We start from the raw sequence: 15,577 nt of genomic DNA, 5'->3' as shown, positions 1-15,577 counted from the left end.
TTTGATAAAATAATAAATAGTAATTTAATCATGCATTGTGATTTATTTTTTAGATTCAATAACAGCAATTCTAATAATGTAAAGGTTTAATTTAATGAAAATAAAGCATTTTTTTATTATCTCTCCTTGCTTTTTCCCTTTTATTTCCCCCTCCGTATTTGCCGCTGATAAAAAAGAAGAATCCATAACCGTATCCGCTACACGTGGTTATAAAACCGTTTCAGAAATGGCGCAAACCACATGGGTGATTGATAATGCTGAAATTGAACAGCAAGCTGAAGGTGGAAAAGAGTTAAAAGATATTTTAGCGCAGCTTATTCCAGGAATGAGTGTCAGTGGCCAAGGGCGGACAAACTATGGCATGAATATGCGTGGCCGTTCAATGATTGTGATGGTGGACGGGGTACGCCTTAACTCTTCTCGTAGTGATAGTCGCCAATTAGATTCCATCGATCCTTTTAATATCAATCATATCGAGGTTATTTCAGGTGCAACGGCGATGTACGGCGGTGGCAGTAGTGGTGGCTTGATTAATATCGTGACGAAAAAAGGCCAAGAAGAAAAACAGGTTTCTCTGCAATTAGGTGGAAAAACAGGCTTTAACAATGGTAAAGATCACGATGAAAATGTTGCCGCAGCAGTAAGTGGTGGTAATGAGAACGCTCACGGACGAATTTCTGTTGCTTATCAACGCTATGGCGGTTGGTATGATGGCAAAGGTAATGCGATTAATATTGATAATACCCAAACAGGGCTGCAATTTTCTGATCGTCTTGACGTGATGGCATCAGGTACTATCAAAATCGATGAAAAACAACAGCTTCAAGCCGTTTATCAGCATTATAAAAGTGAGTCTGATGGTAAACACGGCCTCTATTTAGGAAAAGACTTTTCCGCGGTTAAAGGACAAGGTGAAGCTTATAACAGCAGTAAATTAAGCTCTGATCGTTTGCCAGGAACTGAGCGCAATTTGCTCAATTTACAGTATTCAAATGCAGATGTGTTTGGGCAAGATTTTGTTGCTCAAGTTTATTATCGTGATGAATCACAAAAGTTTTATCCCTTCCCAACCTTGACTGGCAAGGATGTTACAAGTATCAGCTCATCGGATCAAAAAACCAATTTTTATGGAACCAAGCTGACATTCAATAGCCAACCTATCGATGAATTAACGTTAACTTATGGTGTGGATGCAGAGCATGAGCAATTTCGTGCGAATCAAATGTTTTTTGATTTAGATAAAGCGAAAGAATCAGGAGGAATGGATTTAACTAAAGCTTTCCAAATCGGCCGCTATCCAAGTTATACCACCACCAATATGGCGACATTTTTACAAAGCAGTTATGACATTACGCCGATGTTCACGTTAAGCGGTGGTGTGCGTTACCAATATACTGAAAATAAAGTGGATGATTTTATTGGTTATGCGCAGCAAGAAGCGATTGCTAATGGTAAAGGTAAATCAGCGGATGCAGTACCGGGTGGGAAAACGGATTACAACAACTTACTGTTTAATGCAGGGCTGCTGGTTAACCTAACTGAAGAGCAACAAACATGGTTTAATTTCTCTCAAGGCTTTGAAATTCCTGATATTGCTAAGTATTACGGAACAGGTGACTATGCGAAGACCCCAGATGCCAATGGCCACTACCATCTCAATAAAAGTGTTAACATTAATGATACCAAGGTAAAAGGAATTAAGGTTAACTCGTTTGAGTTAGGATGGCGTTACACAGGGGAAAACCTGCGCACACAAGTTGCCACCTATTATTCGTTGTCTGATAGAAGTTATGGCATTAATAAAGATGATATGACCATCTATATGAAAACCGATAAACGCCGTATTTATGGGGTTGAAGGCGCGGTGGATTACTTCTTTGCTGATTCAGATTGGAGTGTAGGAAGTAATTTCAATCTACAAAAATCAGAAACTAAAGTGGATGGTAGCTGGGAAAAATGGAGCGTTGACTTCGCGAGCCCGTCAAAAGTGAATGCTTATATTGGTTGGGAACCGAATGATTGGGCACTACGCTTACAAAGCCAACAAACATTCAATTTAACGGATGCGGCAGGTAAGAAACTTGATGGTTATAATACCGTTGATTTATTAGGAAGTTATATGCTGCCAGTGGGTAAAGTCAGCTTTGCAGTGGAAAACCTACTAGATAAAAATTACTCCACAATTTGGGGGCAGCGGGCACAAAGTTTATATAGCCCGAAATACGGAGCTGCAAACCTGTACGATTATAAAGGCCGTGGTCGAACCTTTGCCCTTAATTACAGTGTGACATTTTAATTAATTGAAAATAAGTCACTATGTATTAGTGACTTATTTCTAGCAGATTATTAGCAATAAAAAGTAATGAGATATTCCATGAAATCATTTCTTATAGGGTTATTTTGCTTGCTCAGTTTTTGGTCGCAGGCAAAAACATCAACGGTGATCACTGACTTACAAGGTCGTGAAGTTACTGTTAATCTTCCCGTCGAAAAATTATTTTTGGTGGATAGCCGTGATATTTTGCCAGTGGATATTGCTGCTGGTAAAGAAGGGATATCACGCATTGCGGGTTGGAGTGATTCGCTTACGCAATACGCACCAGATTTAAAACAAGCTTATTTCAGTGTGTTGCCTGAATTAGGCAAAATACCCACGTTAAAGAAAACACGTGAAGCCGGTCTCCAAGTTGAAAAATTGATCGAGTTAATGCCTGATGTGGTAGTTATGCATAAGGCTAATTATGGTGCGATGCGTGATAGTCAAATTTTACCGCAACTCGAAGCTGCGGGTATCCAAGTCATTTTTATTGATTTTCGAATGGATATTGCGAAAAATACGCCGAAAAGCATTTTATTATTAGGAGAATTATTAGGAACACAAGAAAGAGCGGGGCAGTTTGCAACGCTGTATCAAGAGAAATTAGAGGCCATTGAAAGCCAACTATCTCAGCCATTTCCAACTGTTTTGATTGAAGCAAATGCCGGGCTATTTGCGGATAGTTGCTGTCAGCTTTATGGGCGTTCAGGTTATGGTGTTTTAGCATCCTTGGCAGGTGGAAATAATCTTGTTGCAGATAGCTTTCCTGCAAAAGGGGCTGAAAGCTCCATTGAGAATATTATTACATTAAACCCAGAATTCTATTTACTGACTGGCGCTGATTGGCACAATTTTAATCGTCGCTCGCTCGCAGTAAGCTTAGGATATAATGCAGATAAAGCTAACGTGCAGAAGCAGTTATCGGTATTAATGGATAGGCAAGGGATTTCATCATTAACGGCAGTTAAAGAAAAGCGCGTTATGGCGATTTACCATAATTTTTACAACAATCCGATGAACATATTTGCCATTGAAGCTATGGCTAAATTTATGCATCCAGAGCGATTTAGCGCATTAAATCCAGAACAAAACTTAATTGACTTTCAAAAGCAGTTTACAGAGATCCGAGAAACGGGGGTGTTCTGGGTGAATCTATAAAAATAGGATCGCTAACTTTTTGTCGGGAATAGAAACTAACAAAAAGTTAGGCGGCTAGTTTATCTCTATATAGCTTTCCATTCATTAACAAACTCTCTGAAATCCCTTGTTCTATCTTATCTCCCAGTTTTTTTATAAACTGGGATTATTGCTATGTTAGTCATGGCAACTAAAAATTTGTTAGCTAGAATCAAGATATAGATCACAAATTGCTCAAATCTTGATTGAGTCTCCATTATGATCTAACTAATATTTAGTTAGGCTTAAAATAAGTTTGGTAGAAAATGAAAATTATCCAAGACAACTTTGAAATGTTATTGGCAGTTATGAAAGGGATTGCGGGCCAATTTGGCGACACTTGTGAAGTGGTATTACATGACCATAGTAAAGGGCTAGAAAGCAGTATTGTTGCAATTATTAATGGTCATGTAACGAAGCGAAAGGTGGGAGACCCAAGTAGTAATTTAGGGCTTGAGGTATTGCGCGGCACTGATGTTGATGGCGACAAATACAATTATTTTACCCAAACCAAAGATGGGAAAATGTTGCGTTCAACTTCAATCTATTTACGTGATGAAACTGGCAAAGTTTCTGGGGCACTTTGTATTAATCAAGATATTTCAGAATTTATTGCTGCAGAAAAAGCTATTCAAGGCATTACACAGCGCAATAGCATTGAGCAGGATACGGTTAAGGAAGTTTTTGTCACGGACGTTAATGAAATATTAGATCACCTTATTCAAGAATGTATGCAGGTTATTAAAGTCCCCGTCATCAATATGGGAAAAAAAGAAAAAATGGATGCAATTAAATTCTTTGATGATAGAGGTGCGTTCTTAATCAAAAAAGCAGGTGAGAAAATCTGTGAATTTTTAAATATTTCCAAATATACCCTTTATACCTATTTAGCGGAATTAAAAGGGGAAGACAATAATGAAGAATAAGAGAGGTTTTTATGCCAATAACGCCTTATGTTGCTTTAGATTTACAGCAACTTGAAAAAAATGTCAGAGGCATGATAGGCAAGCTAACACAGCAAGATATTGAACACTGGCCACATATAAAAACGCATAAATCAGTAGAATTAGCAAAATTTGAGATTGCCTGTGGTGCAAAAGGAATTACGTGTGCCACATTGCAAGAAGCGACAGTTATGGCGGAAGGCGGAATTGATCATATTCTACTTGCTTACCCAATGATCGGTGAACAAAAGTGCAAGCAATTTATTGAGTTAGCTAAAAAAATCAGATTAAGAACAATTATTGATAGCCTACAAGGTGCTGAACAATTATCAGCAGCAGCAAAGCAAGAAAACCAAATTATTGAGGTCTATATTGCTGTTGATTATGGTGCTCACCGAGAAGGAATTCAATTAGATGACTTAGAGCCATTTGCACTGGCAATACAAAAATTACCTAATTTGAAAATTATTGGTGTATTTACTTATGCAGGAACAATATACCAATACCGTACAGAGCCTGAAATACGTAAAGCGGCAAAAGCAGAAGCAGAGCTTTTATTATCTTGCCAAAAACGGTTAGAGAAATTGGGTATCGAAGCGCCTCGGACATCTGGCGGCTCAACATTATCTTCATTCTATGCTGATGAATTAAAAGGGATTACAGAGTCACGGGCTGGGAACTTTATTTTTGGCGATATGAATGCTATCTATGGTGGTATTTATACGCCTGAAGATTGCGCTTTAACAATAAGAACAACGGTTGTGAGTATTCCTATTGAGGGGTATGCAACAGTAGATGCAGGGACAAAAACATTAACTTCTGATCAATCCGCAGAACCAGGGTTTGGTTATATAGTGGAAGACCCAAATATAAAACTAGTTAAATTAAATGAAGAGCATGGCTATCTTCGCTATGACCCAAAACAAATTAAATTAAATATTGGTGATGTATTAAATATTATACCGAATCACAGTTGTGTTATTCCTAACTTAACAAACAAAATATATGCATTAAATAATAATGAAATAGACCATATTATTATACCAGACGCACGATATTAAATATCGGAGAATAAAATGTATAAATTAAATGAACAGCAACAACATGAGTTGCTAGAGCTTCTTTGTGCCTTAATTCGGCATAAATCTGAAAACCCACCAGGGGAAGAACAACAAGTTGCTAAATTTATATATCACTACTTTAAACAAGAAAATATTGATGTTGAAATGCAAGAGGTTGCTCCTGGACGTCCAAATGTTATTGCACATTTAAAAGGTTCAGGAAAAGGTAAACATTTATTATTCAACGGTCATATAGATGTTGTGCCTTGTGGTTGTGGTTGGAGCACCGAGCCATTCGACCCAGTGATTAAAGATGGCAAAGTTTTTGGGCGAGGAGCCGCAGATATGAAGTCTGGTGTTGCTGCAATGATGTATGCGGCAACATTATTAAAGCGTAATCAAGATGCATTTTCAGGTAATTTAACATTAGTATTTAATGTGGATGAGGAGAGAATTAATCTTGGCATGCTGCATTACATTAAAGATGGAATTTCTGCAGATTATGCCATTATTGGTGAACCAACGTCTCTTGGTGTTTGTATCGCACATAAAGGCGTTAGCCGTTATAACTTAAGTACTAAAGGCACCGCGGGTCATGCAGCAAAAACTCGTTATCCTGATAGTGCCATTTCTAAGATGGCCAAAATACTACCTGCGATAGAGCAACATCGCACTTCTGTTGAGGAAATTAGTCACCCACTATTAGGAAATGCTTCAATGATTATTACCACCATAAATGGTGGTACAGCTCCGAATATCGTTCCGCAGCATTGTGATATTGAAATAGATAGAAGACTCGTTCCAGGGGAAGAAAAGCAAGAAATAGAGGCGAGATTGCATCAAGCTATTGCGCAATATAATAAAGGTGAAGAGATAGATTATCACTTAGATAATTACTTATTTATTCCCGCTTCAGATATCCCAGCAGATCACGAATTAACTAAAGTTGCATTAGATACAGTGAGCCGTTTTACAGAAAAAACAGCGCAACCAGAAATATTTGAAGCGACATGTGAGGCGCCTTTTTTCTCGGTTACCAGTGAGATCCCTACACTTATTATGGGACCAGGGGGATTAGCTCAAGCTCATGTTAAAGATGAGTTTGTTGAAATAAAAGAATTATACCTTGCTGCGGAAATTTATTATGACATGGCTAATATCTTGCTCAATAAATAGGAAAATTGAATGAATATTGAAAAAAAATTAGAAGATAAAGGGATTAAACTTGCCACACCAGGGACGCCAAAATTTTCATATGTATCCATTAAGCAGTATGGGGATTTATTATATACATCAGGCCACGATTGCCAAAAAGATGGCGTCTTAATTTATAGCGGTACATTAGGTAAAGAATTAACAGTTGAGCAAGGCCAAGAAGCAGCAAAACAGTGCATTGTTAATATATTTTCCTCGTTGAAAGCATATTTAGGAGATTTAGATAGAATTGATGAATGTATAAAATTATTAGGTTTTGTACAAAGTGCTAATGATTTTAAAAACCAACCACAAGTCATGAATGGAGCTTCAGATTTTTTAATTGAAATACTCGGTGATAAAGGTAAGCATGCACGTTCAGCAATCGGTACGAATACATTACCTTTTGATACGCCAGTGGAAATAGAATTAATATTAAAGTTAAAGTCGTAAATAATAGATAAAAAATAAAGATTATTAATAAAATAAATCTGCGGAGTAAATATTATTCCGCAGGGTCCTGTTACGTCTTAAAGGTACTTAATTATGTCACTACATGCGAGTAAAAGGCTAAAGCGCTGGCAGCTTATTGCGCTTACATTTTTGTTGATAGCAGGTATCATTAATTTTTTAGATAGAGCATCACTCTCTATTGCTAACTCTACAATCAGTAAAGAATTAGGATTTAGTGCAACCCAAATGGGATTATTGTTATCGGTATTTTCATTTGGCTATGCGTTATGCCAACTACCTATAGGTATGGTAATGGAACGCTTTGGGGTTAAAAAGATCTATGGCTTCGGTTTGTTCTTATGGTCATTAGCACAAACCGTGACAGGTCTATTATCTTCATTTACCCATTTAATTATTGCACGGGTTATTTTAGGTATTGGTGAAGCACTGCATTTACCGACAGGCGTTAAAGTCGTTAATGATTGGTATAATATCCGTGAGCGTGGTCTGCCAATGGGGATTGTAAATATGTCCTCTACTCTAGCTCAAGCATTAGCGCCACCTTTGCTCATCGCATTAATGTTAGCTTTTGGCTGGCGTACAATGTTTATTATTATCGGTATTAGTGGGATTATTCTGTCTATACTTTGGTTTATTTTCTATCGTAATCGTGAACAATTAGAATTAACAGATGATGAATTAAACTATTTAAATGACGGTGCTCCACCATCTTCAACGAATAAAGTTTCTTTCAAGGAATGGGCGTCATTATTTAAACAACGTTCTTTATGGGGAATGATCATTGGGTTTAATGGTGTGGGTTATATGGTTTGGTTATACCTCACATGGTTGCCTGCTTATCTTGAAAACTCCAGAGGTTTAAGTCTAGAAAAAACCGGCTGGGTTGCAGCAATACCCTTTTTATTTGGTGCGCTGGGAATGCTGGTAAATGGTGTTGTTGCAGACTATGTGGTGAAACGTGGTGCTGACAAAATGAAAAGCCGTAAGTGGATGATTTGCTTAGGCTTATTATTCGCTGCGATGTTTACATTGCCTGCCGCTTATACTGACAGTACCTTTTCAGCCGTTGCGTGTATTAGTATGGCACTATTTTCTATTCACTTTGCGGGGACTTCTGCTTGGGGATTGATTTTAGTTTCAGTGCCTTCTCGCTTAATCACTTCTGTGAGTGGCATTCAAAATTTCGGTGGTTTTATTGGAGGGTCGTTTGCTCCGATTATTACCGGTATTATTATTGACCAAACACATTCATTTACCTTAGCCCTTGTGGTTTGTGCAACTGTCGCATTCCTAGCATCATTGGTTTATTTCTTCTTTGTTAATGAACCAATTAAAGATCCTGCTGAGATGGAAGTAAAAACAGTCTAATTAAATAATCATAGCCACTTTGTATAAGTGGCTTTTTTATAAAAAAATATATCGTATATTGATGGTCTAATTAAGTAATTGTTCATAGTTATTTGTTTTTATTATTTATTATTCGAATTTTTGACTCGGTATAAATTTAATCATCAAAATTAGAATATGTAAGTTCCATAAATAATATGCTAATAATATTCCGGCACATGATTCTGTGTTTTTAATTTTCAAAGGAGTTCAAAATGAGAAAGGTTATTATATCTAGCGTATTACTTGCTGTATCTACAATTTCATTTAACTCAATGGCGGCAGACAAAAATACGGTTACACCTGAAAATATGACTTGCCAGCAATTTATTAATTTAGACCCTCAGAGCTGGGCACCTATTGCGTTATGGGTAACAAATCAAGAAACGCAATTTAAAGGTGGAGATTATGTTGCGCTAACAGAGCAAAGTGTTGCCGAAGTCCCTCAGATTGTTGAGTTTTGTAAGAAAAAGCCGGAAGGCACTCTACAAGATTATTTAGCATCTAAGAAATAAACAAACTATTATGCCATGGAGGGCATAATAGCCATTTCCGATTAGGAAAATAGCTATTATACTGTGGTAGATTAGAAATCTCTATTTTAGAAACATTGAACCGACCTATCTTTATTTCTTTGCCGCTAATTTATCGGTTAAGAAATCGATAAATGCACGTGTCTTAGCCGGTAAAACAAAAGTATTTGGGTAAAGTAATTGAATATTTTGTTTCGGCAAACGGTATTCAGGTAATACATGAACTAAGCGTTCATACCGCAAGTCATCATCAACCATCCAAGCTGGGCATATTGCAATACCTAATGAGGCTAACACCATATGGTGAATAACGGCGGCAGAATTAGACTCATATTGGTTTTTAATTAAAGGTAAGTAATATTTTTCATTTTTTGAATTCTGTAAAAAATATTGAGGATCTTGCCAGTTTAATAGCGCATGGTTAATCCATGGAACATTTGCTAAATCAGTGAGTTGTTTGATTGGGTGTTTTTTTAGAAATTCAGGGGTGGCAACTAAGTAAATTTCATATTCACCCAGTTTTTTCATTTTATGGGATGAATTTTTTAAATTACCTAACCGAATAGATAAATCGAGTTTCTCTGTGATAAGGTCATCTAAGGATGAGTTAAATGAATACTGTAACCTTAGCTTAGGATAAAGGCGGCAAAATTCAGGTAGTAGTGGCAAAATAAAACGTTGGCCAAATTCACTTGTTGATGAAAAGCGCAGCAAACCTACAATATTAGTTCCTAAATTTTGGCTTTTTTCGAAAGCTTCATCTATTTGACTTTGAATACGTTTAAAGTCGTCATAAAAATGTTTTCCCACCTCTGTTAATGCAATATTTCGCGTATTTCGTGTTAGCAAGCTTACATTAAGCTGAGCTTCTAATTGTTTGATATCGACACTCACCATAGAACGGCTTAGCCCTAAAATATCTGCGGCTTTAGTGAATGAGCCCGAATCAACAACTTGTAGAAAACTGATAATCTTTTTGAGATTTTTTTGCATAATAACAATGATTGTTCTTATTTATTAAACAATCATGTTACCTCCCTTGTATCGACAAAGAAAGGACTAAAACTTATTCTTTGCCACCGGAGGAAGTCCATGACTTATCGATACAAAACTGCCACAGTATTTTTACTTGGTTTCTTTATTGATTGTATTAACATTTTTATGTCAGCGATAGCATTACCTGATATTGCATCGTCCTTTTCAGTAAGCCAATCTCAAGTTGCATGGGTTGCCAATGCCTATATTTTAGGTCTAGTTTTAGTGATGCCAATCAGCTTATGGCTAGCAGGTAGGTTAGGCAATCAAAAATTACTGTGTTATTCCATGTTACTTTTTTCTGTTGCTGCTTGGTTTAGTGGAAGCAGTGGTTCAATTTATAGCTTAATTTTTTGGCGCTTTATCCAAGGTGCAGCAGGAGGGTTATTAATTCCGGTAGGTCAGGCGTTAGTTTTCGCATTATTTCCCAATAATGATCGCCAGCGTATATCAACATTGATTATGACTGTAGCGTTAATTGCTCCCGCATTTTCGCCTGCAATTGGCGGCCTAATTATTGATTCTCTGTCTTGGCATTGGGTGTTTTATTCTAATTTGCCTTTCTCATTACTAACAGCAGTTCTAGCCTGGAGTTGGATAAAAAATGAAGGAGTAAAAATAAGAGAAAAACCAGATATTTTGGGATTAATAATGGTGAGTTTAAGTTTGTTAAGCCTATTATTATCATTCTCTTTTTATAATGATTATCACAATTTATTATTGGCTTTGGTGAGTTTTTTTACTTCAGCCCTCGTATTTATTGTTTACCTTAAATACGCTAAAAAATGCCGAGAACCTATTTTAAATTTTCAGTTATTAAAGAATTCCAACCTACGCAACGCTTTTATTGTTTACTATGCTGTTCCCGGTATTTTTACGGGAGTTAATTTACTCAATATTTTTAATCTACAAGAAAATATGGGGTTCAGTGCGGCACAAACCGGGCTATTTATGGTGCTATATGCATTGGGGGCAGTAATATCAATGCTAACCGGTGGACGCCTTTATTTGCAGATAGGAAAAAAGCGATTATTTATTATTGGTATTACACTGCATAGCTTTGGTATTTTTCTGCTTTATTGGGTTTCATCTTCAAACCAGCTCAGTTTATTAATAATCGCTTATTTATTGATGGGGATGGGGGGGGGATTGAGCGCCAATACTGCACAAATTAGCTCGTTAATGGATTTTAAAGACAAAGATTTACTTCAAGGTAGCGTATTGTGGAATATTAATCGACAAGTCGCATTTAGTGTTGGTGCAGTCGTATTTATTTCTATATTTAGCTTAACGACTTTCTCGAATGATTTAATACGTTATCAATATACGTTTTTTATCGCATCAATACTCGGGTTACTTTCATTAATTTCAGTGATCAAGGAAAAATAAATGAGTGAAACAATGAAAAGAGCGCTGCAAAGCGTAGTGGATTTACATGTTTTAATTGAAGATGTATTTAAGGGACGAAATAGCGATAAAAGCTTATCTCTTTTATTAAGCAGTTTTGATGACAACTTCAAAATGGTCACAATACAAGGCTATTGCATTGGTTTAAATGACGTCACCACGTTATTTAGCCAAAATATTGGGACTCGAGCATCATTTACGACAAGATGTACTAATCTGGTTCCATTAAGAGAGGATAATGGCTATTGCTGGATTCAATATCAAGAGAAACAGCAAATTAGTGATATAGAAACATTACGAACTTCCGTTGTTTGCATTAGAGTGGAAGCGGAGAAATGTTATTGGGTTTATCTACATGAAACTCCGGTACTTTCAACTCAAACGGATTAAAATAAGAATAAAACGGCTAAAGGCCGTTTTTTCAAAGAGTAAAAAAATATAAGTGATAAATGATATCTATTCTCATTTTTATTGACCGTCGGTCGGTCGAATATTATCATATTGCTATGATCGATGATGAGGTATAAAAAATGAGACGGCTTTTTTTGATCCTAGCAGTTTGCTTGGGTACCTTTATGGCAACGTTAGATATCAGTATTGTAAATGTTGCACTACCTGCTATTGGGCGTGACCTCAAGGCTCATATGTCAATGCTACAATGGATTATTGACGCCTATGCGTTATGTCTGTCAGCGTTGATCCTATCTGTTGGCCCGATAAGCGACCGTTATGGGCGTAAAAAAATTTGGTTAACAGGGATTGTTATCTTTACTCTAGGATCTGCAATTTGTGCATTTTCTGCGTCGCCACACATGTTGATAGCGGGGCGGGTTATCCAAGGAGTCGCTGCTGCTGCTTTAATTCCAGGGGCACTTTCTATTATTACGCAAGCTTTCTCGAATGATATCGAGCGCATCAGAATTATTGGTATTTGGTCAGCAGTGAGTGCACTTTCGTTAATTATTGGTCCTATTTTAGGGGGCTTTTTAGTCGATAGCTTCGATTGGACAACGATATTTTTAATTAATATCCCGATTGGACTACTGACATTACTGTTAGGCTGGTTAGGTATACAAGAAAGTGCAGATCCAGATAAAGCCGCATTAGATCCAATGGGACAAGTTTTAAGTATCATTGCGTTAGGTGGGTTAACTTTTGCTTTAATCGAAGCTGGAGAACACGGTTGGGGCAGTTACCTCACATTGAGTGGGTTAATCATTGCGATTTTTGCATGCTTAGGGTTTATTTGGGTTGAACTTCACGTAACTCGGCCATTATTACCGCTTTTTTTATTCAAAAAAAATCCTTTTTTCTTTCAATATAATATGGCGTCTTTTGCTTTGGGTTTTGCAACTTACAGTAATGTATTCTTCATCGCACTATTTTTGCAAAAAGGCCAAGGGTGGGGGGCATTTGAAGCCGGGATCCGCATGGCTCCTGAGTTTATTGCCATGGCTATTTTTTCATTTTCTTTTGGTAAACTGTCTCGCCGTTTAAGCGTGCGAAACCTCATGATTTTGGGTTTTATTTTAATTGCATTGGCTTCATTATTATTAACTCGTGTGAATACTGAAACACCTTATATTCCTATTGCGATAACCTTATTTATTTTGGGGGCTGGAATGGGGATGTCTACCCCAGCAATTGGGGCACTGGTTATGGCGAGTGTTGATAAGGCCTATTCTGGTATTGCTTCTGCGGTCATGAACGCATTAAGGCAAACAGGTATGACCCTTGGCATTGCTTTTTTAGGGACATTGATGACACATCGCGCTGTAGAGCAGCTATTACAGGATAACAAGCTGGCCATGATGTTGTCGGCACAGGAAATCGAACGTTTGATTCAAACTTCCTCGGTGATGCCATCAACATTTATTGAGCAGGCAACGCGTTCTGCTTTTGTTTCCGGTTTTAATCTGGCGATGTTAGGTGGCGCGATAGCGATATTGATAACGTTATGTCTGATGGCAAGGAATAAATCAGAGAATTAGCGAATATTGGGTAGTAAGCATAAAAAAACACCTGCCGGAGCAGGTGTTTTTAGATATAAATGAATCAATTATTCGTCAAGGAAGCTGCGTAGCACTTCTGAGCGGCTTGGGTGACGTAATTTACGTAACGCTTTCGCTTCAATCTGACGGATACGTTCACGGGTAACATCAAACTGTTTACCAACTTCCTCAAGGGTGTGGTCAGTATTCATGTCGATACCAAAACGCATACGCAGTACTTTTGCTTCACGAGCGGTTAAGCCTGCTAACACTTCGTGAGTTGCAGAGCGTAAGCTTTCTGATGTTGCAGAGTCTAAAGGCAGTTCTAAAGTGGTATCTTCAATAAAATCACCTAAATGTGAATCTTCATCATCACCAATAGGGGTTTCCATTGAAATCGGTTCTTTAGCAATCTTCAGTACTTTACGAATTTTATCTTCCGGCATTAGCATGCGTTCTGCCAGTTCTTCTGGCGATGGCTCACGGCCCATTTCTTGCAGCATTTGACGAGAGATACGGTTCAGCTTGTTGATAGTTTCAATCATGTGAACCGGGATACGAATAGTACGTGCTTGGTCAGCGATTGAACGCGTGATAGCCTGACGGATCCACCAAGTCGCATAAGTTGAGAACTTATAGCCACGGCGATATTCAAACTTATCAACGGCTTTCATCAGACCGATGTTACCTTCTTGAATCAGGTCAAGGAACTGCAAGCCACGGTTGGTATATTTCTTAGCAATAGAAATTACCAGACGTAAGTTTGCTTCAACCATCTCTTTTTTCGCACGGCGTGCTTTCGCTTCACCGATAGACATACGACGGTTGATATCTTTAACTTGTTCGATTGTCAGACCCGTTTCTTCTTCAATTTGGCGCAGTCTTTGTAGGCAACGCAGAATTTCTTCTTCAACTTCAAGTAATTTTTCTGACCAAGGCTTGTTCATTGCTTTTGCAGCAGTTAACCAAGTTTCACTGGTCTCATTACCACTAAATAAAGTAATGAAGTTTTTCTTCGGCATTTTACATTGTTCAACACACAGTTTCATGATGGTACGCTCTTGTAAGCGAACTCGGTCCATCATTTCACGCATGTTATTGACCAAATAGTCAAATTGCTTAGGAACTAAACGGAACTCTTTAAATACTTCGGAAAGCTGCTCGATAGCGGCAGCCGTTTTCGCGTCACTACGACCATATTGTTTAATATGTTGACGCGTTTTTTCATATTGCTCACGAAGATCAGAGAATTTTTGACGCGCTAATTCAGGATCGATGCTGTTATCGTCATCGCTATCGCTGTCATCGCCGTCTTCATCTTCTTCGTCTTCGTCATCGTCTTTATCAAGCTCTTCTTGTGGTAATTCAGAGCCAACGTGAGTCGCTGTTGGTGCGAGATCTTCTTCCGCGTTAGGGTCAACAAAGCCGGTGATTAAATCAGATAAACGGCTTTCTCCTGCTTCAACACGGTCATACTGCTCAAGAAGATAGGTGATAGCCTCAGGGTATTCAGCTACAGAGCACTGAACCTGATTTATCCCATCCTCGATACGTTTTGCAATGTCGATTTCGCCTTCTCGAGTGAGAAGCTCGACGGTTCCCATTTCGCGCATATACATGCGGACAGGGTCGGTTGTACGGCCGATTTCACTTTCAACACTGGACAGCACTTGTGCAGCGGCTTCAGCTGCATCTTCATCAGTATCGGAAGTATTTTCAGCCAAAATTAAATCATCGGCATCAGGTGCTTCTTCCATGACCTGGATGCCCATGTCATTAATCATCTGAATGATATCTTCGATTTGATCTGAATCGACGATATCTTCCGGCAGATGGTCGTTGACCTCAGCATAGGTTAAGTAACCTTGCTCTTTACCCTTGGTTACGAGTAGCTTAAGCTGCGACTGCGGGTTTTGCTCCATAAGACGGTATCCACACTTCTGAGTATTTAGATTGGTGTCGGTCGGCGAAACATTCGGCCAACAAGAACATACAAAGGGAACATTTATTATTTGCTACGCCCTTTATTTTTCGTAGCATTTTACAGGCATCTGCCTTG

General features: G+C 38.0%; 13 protein-coding genes. 11 read left to right on the top strand and 2 right to left on the bottom strand.

Features of this window, described 5'->3' with window-relative positions:
* Positions 1 to 94: 94 nt before the first annotated feature.
* The 8 genes from P3L37_RS15350 (at position 95) to P3L37_RS15315 (ending at position 9,067) form a co-directional block, all read left to right on the top strand.
* The gene (locus P3L37_RS15350; RefSeq protein ID WP_109911761.1) at positions 95 to 2,296 is read left to right on the top strand and encodes a TonB-dependent siderophore receptor; all 2,202 of its coding nucleotides are present in this window, start codon (positions 95 to 97) and stop codon (positions 2,294 to 2,296) included.
* 78 nt (positions 2,297 to 2,374) lie between these two features.
* Positions 2,375 to 3,475 (top strand): ABC transporter substrate-binding protein, encoded by a 1,101-nt coding sequence (locus tag P3L37_RS15345; RefSeq protein ID WP_004908526.1) that lies wholly within the window; start codon positions 2,375 to 2,377, stop codon positions 3,473 to 3,475.
* Between the two features lie 284 nt (positions 3,476 to 3,759).
* Positions 3,760 to 4,419, top strand: coding sequence for a transcriptional regulator (locus P3L37_RS15340; protein WP_109911762.1), 660 nt, complete (start codon positions 3,760 to 3,762; stop codon positions 4,417 to 4,419).
* An 11-nt stretch (positions 4,420 to 4,430) separates the two neighbouring features.
* Entirely contained in the window at positions 4,431 to 5,498 is a 1,068-nt protein-coding gene (locus P3L37_RS15335) for an alanine racemase (protein ID WP_109911763.1), read from the top strand.
* A 15-nt stretch (positions 5,499 to 5,513) separates the two neighbouring features.
* Positions 5,514 to 6,674, top strand: coding sequence for a M20 family metallopeptidase (locus P3L37_RS15330; RefSeq protein WP_110731722.1), 1,161 nt, complete (start codon positions 5,514 to 5,516; stop codon positions 6,672 to 6,674).
* A gap of 9 nt (positions 6,675 to 6,683) precedes the next feature.
* Positions 6,684 to 7,145 carry a RidA family protein gene (locus P3L37_RS15325; RefSeq protein WP_110731723.1) on the top strand — a complete coding sequence of 154 codons (462 nt, stop codon included), beginning with the start codon at positions 6,684 to 6,686 and terminating at the stop codon, positions 7,143 to 7,145.
* Between the two features lie 93 nt (positions 7,146 to 7,238).
* Entirely contained in the window at positions 7,239 to 8,534 is a 1,296-nt protein-coding gene (locus P3L37_RS15320; RefSeq protein WP_272667396.1) for an MFS transporter, read from the top strand.
* 233 nt (positions 8,535 to 8,767) lie between these two features.
* A complete protein-coding gene (locus tag P3L37_RS15315; RefSeq protein ID WP_004908543.1) occupies positions 8,768 to 9,067 on the top strand; it encodes an HdeA/HdeB family chaperone in 300 nt (99 codons plus the stop codon).
* Between the two features lie 111 nt (positions 9,068 to 9,178).
* Here the strand turns inward: P3L37_RS15315 and P3L37_RS15310 are convergent, their stop codons facing one another.
* Positions 9,179 to 10,078, bottom strand: a complete 900-nt coding sequence (locus P3L37_RS15310) for a LysR family transcriptional regulator (protein ID WP_004908546.1) — start codon at positions 10,076 to 10,078, stop codon at positions 9,179 to 9,181.
* Positions 10,079 to 10,177: 99 nt separating this feature from the next.
* Between P3L37_RS15310 and P3L37_RS15305 the strand changes: the two genes are divergently transcribed.
* The 3 genes from P3L37_RS15305 (at position 10,178) to P3L37_RS15295 (ending at position 13,518) form a co-directional block, all read left to right on the top strand.
* Positions 10,178 to 11,509 carry an MFS transporter gene (locus P3L37_RS15305; protein WP_109911766.1) on the top strand — a complete coding sequence of 444 codons (1,332 nt, stop codon included), beginning with the start codon at positions 10,178 to 10,180 and terminating at the stop codon, positions 11,507 to 11,509.
* The gene (locus tag P3L37_RS15300) at positions 11,510 to 11,917 is read left to right on the top strand and encodes a hypothetical protein (RefSeq protein ID WP_109911767.1); all 408 of its coding nucleotides are present in this window, start codon (positions 11,510 to 11,512) and stop codon (positions 11,915 to 11,917) included.
* 140 nt (positions 11,918 to 12,057) lie between these two features.
* Entirely contained in the window at positions 12,058 to 13,518 is a 1,461-nt protein-coding gene (locus tag P3L37_RS15295) for an MFS transporter (protein WP_109911768.1), read from the top strand.
* Positions 13,519 to 13,586: 68 nt separating this feature from the next.
* On the opposite strand, the gene rpoD is transcribed toward P3L37_RS15295, so the two are convergent.
* Positions 13,587 to 15,527 (bottom strand): RNA polymerase sigma factor RpoD, encoded by a 1,941-nt coding sequence (gene rpoD / locus P3L37_RS15290; protein WP_109911769.1) that lies wholly within the window; start codon positions 15,525 to 15,527, stop codon positions 13,587 to 13,589.
* Between the last annotated feature and the right edge of the window lie 50 nt (positions 15,528 to 15,577).

It is taken from the genome of Providencia sp. PROV114 (genome assembly GCF_032704305.1).
GTDB classification, from domain to species: Bacteria; Pseudomonadota; Gammaproteobacteria; order Enterobacterales; family Enterobacteriaceae; genus Providencia; species Providencia rettgeri.
The sequence above is the reverse complement of the archived record's forward strand: the minus strand, read 5'-3'. Positions and strand labels throughout refer to the sequence as shown.